Source organism: Neisseria sp. P0001.S005, assembly GCF_051963715.1.
Map to the genome: position 1 here is coordinate 1 of NZ_JBQCTZ010000640.1, position 425 is coordinate 425.

The following is a 425-nucleotide window of genomic DNA, read 5'->3' on the forward strand; positions in this document are numbered from 1 at the left end:
GCGGCGGATACGGCGGTAATCAGGGTGGATTTACCGGCGTTGGGCATGCCTAACAAGCCGACGTCGGCGAGGACTTTAAGCTCGAGTTGCAGGGAACGGGTTTCGCCTTCTTCGCCGGGCGTGGATTGTTTGGGCGCGCGGTTGACGGAGGATTTGAAGTGGATGTTGCCCAAGCCGCCTTTGCCGCCTTTGGCGAGGCAGACGCGCTGGCCGTGGTGAGTGAGGTCGGCAACGATTTCGTCTGTATCGAGGTCGCGGATAAGGGTGCCGACGGGCATTTTGAGGACGATGTCGTCCGCACCTGCGCCATAGCGGTCGGAGCCGTGGCCTTTTTCGCCGTTTTTGGCTTGGTAGCGTTTGACGAAGCGGTATTCGACGAGGGTGTTGGTGTTTTCGTCGGCTTCTGCCCAAACGCTGCCGCCTTT

1 pseudogene is annotated in these 425 nt (G+C 60.2%); it reads right to left on the minus strand.

Going from position 1 to position 425, the window contains the following annotated elements:
- Nucleotides 1-425 (minus strand): annotated as a pseudogene (locus ACTHSP_RS22145) (GTPase ObgE); the annotation flags it as partial.